At 65.3% G+C, this 3,396-nt stretch carries 4 protein-coding genes; 1 reads left to right on the forward strand and 3 read right to left on the reverse strand.

Annotated elements, in window-relative coordinates; genetic code table 11:
- Positions 1–371: response regulator transcription factor (locus tag ACHWRX_RS14450; protein ID WP_394659706.1), on the forward strand; the 371-nt coding region annotated here is incomplete at its 5' end.
- 19 nt (positions 372–390) lie between these two features.
- Here the strand turns inward: ACHWRX_RS14450 and ACHWRX_RS14455 are convergent.
- The 3 genes from ACHWRX_RS14455 to ACHWRX_RS14465 all read right to left on the reverse strand — a co-directional run.
- Complete coding sequence (locus ACHWRX_RS14455) at positions 391–705, reverse strand: hypothetical protein (RefSeq protein ID WP_394659707.1); 315 nt, start codon at positions 703–705, stop codon at positions 391–393.
- A 95-nt stretch (positions 706–800) separates the two neighbouring features.
- On the reverse strand, positions 801–2,138 hold the full coding sequence (locus ACHWRX_RS14460; RefSeq protein ID WP_394659708.1) for an alkaline phosphatase family protein: 1,338 nt from the start codon (positions 2,136–2,138) through the stop codon (positions 801–803).
- Between the two features lie 2 nt (positions 2,139–2,140).
- A partial coding sequence (locus ACHWRX_RS14465; protein WP_394659709.1) for a TonB-dependent receptor domain-containing protein occupies positions 2,141–3,396 on the reverse strand: 1,256 nt, incomplete at its 5' end.

The raw sequence follows: 3,396 nt of genomic DNA on the forward strand, positions 1-3,396 counted from the left end.
ACCTGAAGCTGGGCACGGCTTCAGGGCTGACTTGCGTGGAGATGATCCATGCGCGCGATCCCTTGACGCGCATCGTCGTGCTGACGGGCTTTGCCAGCATCGCCACGGCCGTGGAGGCGATCAAGCTAGGCGCGGCGCATTACTTGGCCAAACCGGCGAACACCGACGATATCGAAGAAGCGTTCGGCCGATTGCAAGGCGATGCCACGGTGCCGCTGGATGGACGCAAAAGCTCGATCAAGACGGTGGAGTGGGAATATATCCACGCCACGCTGAAGGAGTGTGACTTCAATATCTCCGAAGCCGCGCGACGATTGGGGATGCACCGCCGGACGCTGGCCCGAAAGCTGGACAAGCGGCGCATCACCTGATCGTTCAGCGGTTCATAGGTCAGCGCTGCGGCGGGGCGGACCACATCTCCGCATCGTCGACATAGGCCTTCTGCGTGCGCTTGTTGTAGAGGCACAGCTTCGACATGGTGGAGCCGCGCGTCCGGTCGGACACCAGCATCGCCACCATGCCGGTCCGGTCATCGAAGCCGACGATGGTGGAAGGGAGCGCGTTGCGGATGCCGCTGGCGGCCACGCAGGCGCGTGTCACGCGCTTGTCGAACTGGGCCCAGGCGGCGGGGCTGGATGCGTGGGCGACACCGCTGGCCAGAGTGGCAGTGGTGGCCAAGGCCAAGGCGATCAGGCGTTGAGTCATGCGAAGGTCTCCTGTTTGGGAAGGTCTTGAACGCACGAACTGCCGCTTCGTGATCGAACGGGGGATGAACATCATTGTCGAGCGCGCGACAGGGTTCAGAAGACGGGTGGCTTTTCGGCGGAGGGCATTGGCACGCCTAGCACGCGCGCGACGGATGGTGCGATGGCGCGCATGTCCACCACGCCCAGGTCGCCGCGCTTCTTTAGTGATGGCCCCGATACGATCAGCGTGGAGCGCATCTGCGGCAGATCGGGCATATAGCCATGCATGCCCTTGTAGCCGGAAGGCGCGGACAAGGCCGCCGCAGGATCGCGCCCGGTTTCGAACCCCGGCTCCATCGCGATCGTCAGCACCGCTTCGGCGGGCCCGCCGCTGCGCTGGGTCTCGGCACGGTCCAGCACGCGGGAGATGTGATAGCGCGGATCGGCAGCGAGCTTCTTCACCAGCGTCGTGACTTGTCCCGTCAGCGCGGCGTCGTCAGGCCGGGCCGTCACCACGAAGGCGGTGCCGCCTGCGATCCACGGCTCCGCCTGCCAGGACGAAACCTTGCCATCCGCACCCAGGCTGATGAGGCCAGCTGCCACGAACGGCGCGAAGAGGTTGATGTCCGTGGTGATCGGCTGAAACCCATGGTCGGAGACGACCACCACGGTGACATCCGGCATCGCCTTGCGCGCGGCGGAAACCAAGTCGCCGACCAGCGCGTCCGTCTTCTGGATCGTGGCGATCGCGGCGGGCGAGCCGGGGCCGCTGCGATGCTCCTCATGATCGATACCGGCCAGGTACACGGTGGTGAGGGCGGGGCGATCGGCCAGCAGCGCCCGCGCGAACTTCACGCGCGCGGCGTCACCTTCCACCGTCTCGTCGATGCCTTGCACGTACGGGCCCAGCTGCGCTTCCAGCCGTGGCAGCAGGGCAGGCGTGGCGAGCGCGGCCATCAGCTTCGCATCGTCCGCCGTGCCCGTCCGCCAGATCTGCGGCAGGTTGGCGTCGATCCCCTTTGCGCCCACGCTGACCGGCCAATGCACGTTCGCGGTCTTCAAGCCGGCGGAATGCGCGATCTGCCATAGCGTGGGCACGCGGATATCGCTGGCGTACCAGTACCAGCCTTGCTGGTTCCTGGCTTGCGGATCGAACGTCAGGTTGTTGGAAACGCCATGCCGTGCGGGCGCCGCCCCGGTAATCAGCGTGGTGTGGCTGGGGTAAGTCAGCGTGGGCAGCACGCCGACCACGCCCGAGGCATACGCCCCTTCCTGCATCAGGGCGCGCAGCTGCGGCACCTTGATCCCGCGCGCTTGCGCCTGCGTCACGTCCTCCGGCCTCAGGCCGTCGAGCGAGATCATCAGGACGGGGGAGGCTCGCACCGCCCCCGCGTTTAGCGCCAGCGAAGCTAGCGCTGCCGCCAGCACGCGCGTCAAAGTGCCACGCGCCACGATCAGAAGCCCTTCTTGATCGAGACGAAGAACTGGCGCGGCGCGCCTGCCAGCAGCGTCTGGTTGTCTCCGCTGGCGATGAAGCCGTTGGAGCCGATGGTGGAGATGTACTTCTTGTCCGTCAGGTTGGTGACGCTGCCTTCGATGCCTACACCGTGCAGCACGCCTTCGCCCTGGAACTGATAGCCGATGCTGGCGTCCACCAGCACGCGCGATCCCACCGTAACGTCATTCAGGTAAGTGACGTAGCGCTTGCTCATGTAGTCCGCGCCGACGCGGGCGGTGAACCCGTCCTGCTCGAACACGATCTCACCCTTCACCATGTGGCGCGGGGTATCGACCACGGCCATGCCGTCCGTCGCCACCAGCACCGTGCCCTGCGCGTTCACCACGTCGTTCGCGTACTCGGAGTGATTGTAGGAATAGCTGGCGAACAGCGAGAGCGGCGGCAACACGCGCCAGTTGGCTGAGACTTCCGCGCCATAGGTGTGGACGCTGCCCACGTTGTTCAGCGTGGCCGGATTGCCGACGATGCCCGCGCCGTTGGCGAAGGCGAGCAAGCGGTTGGAAAAGTCCACGTAATAACCCACGGCAGAGGCCTGGAACGGCCCGCTGCGCACGCGAAGGCCACCTTCCACCGTCTTTGACCGCTCGGGCTTCAACTGGCCGCGAATGGCGTTGAAGCCCGCCTGCGTGGTGGAGAACGGACCCGTCGTGGCGGAAGATACGAAGGCGCGCATGTTTTCGGTATAGTCGGCGAACAGCTCGGCCATCGGGTTCAGCTTGAACAACACGCTGACCTGGGGCTGGAACATGTCGCGCGCGGTGATCCGGCCGGTGGCCAGCGGCGAGGTCGTATCCGGCAGCATGATCGCGCGATTGACGACATAGACGCCCTTCCAGCCCGCGTTCAGCACCAGCCGCTCGTCCATCAGGCGCACGGTGTCCTCGACATGGTATTGCAGCGTATCGGTGCCATATTTGCCGTCCCACTGGGTGAAGTAGGGGTTGCTCTGGAACTTCAGCACGTCGCGGTTGGGCGCGGCGCTGTCGGTCATGCCGTAGAAGCGGCGGGCCTGGATGAACTTGTTGTTTTCAAACCAGCCGCCGATCTCCAGCCGGTTCACGCCAACGTCATAGGCAAGCGTGCTGACCATGCCGAAGCGCTTCATCCGGTATTCCGTCGTGCGGAAACCTACCGGGCTGCGCGCGGTGATCACCGAGCCGTCCGCATTCAAGGCCCCGACCGGAGTGGGCG

Source organism: uncultured Novosphingobium sp. (assembly GCF_964277725.1).
Lineage (GTDB): Bacteria > Pseudomonadota > Alphaproteobacteria > Sphingomonadales > Sphingomonadaceae > Novosphingobium > Novosphingobium fluoreni.

What these genes read in the sequence shown, in the direction of transcription:
- ACHWRX_RS14455 (WP_394659707.1), bottom strand. Translation starts at nt 705, where the DNA reads ATGACTCAACGCCTGATCGCCTTGGCCTTGGCCACCACTGCCACTCTG.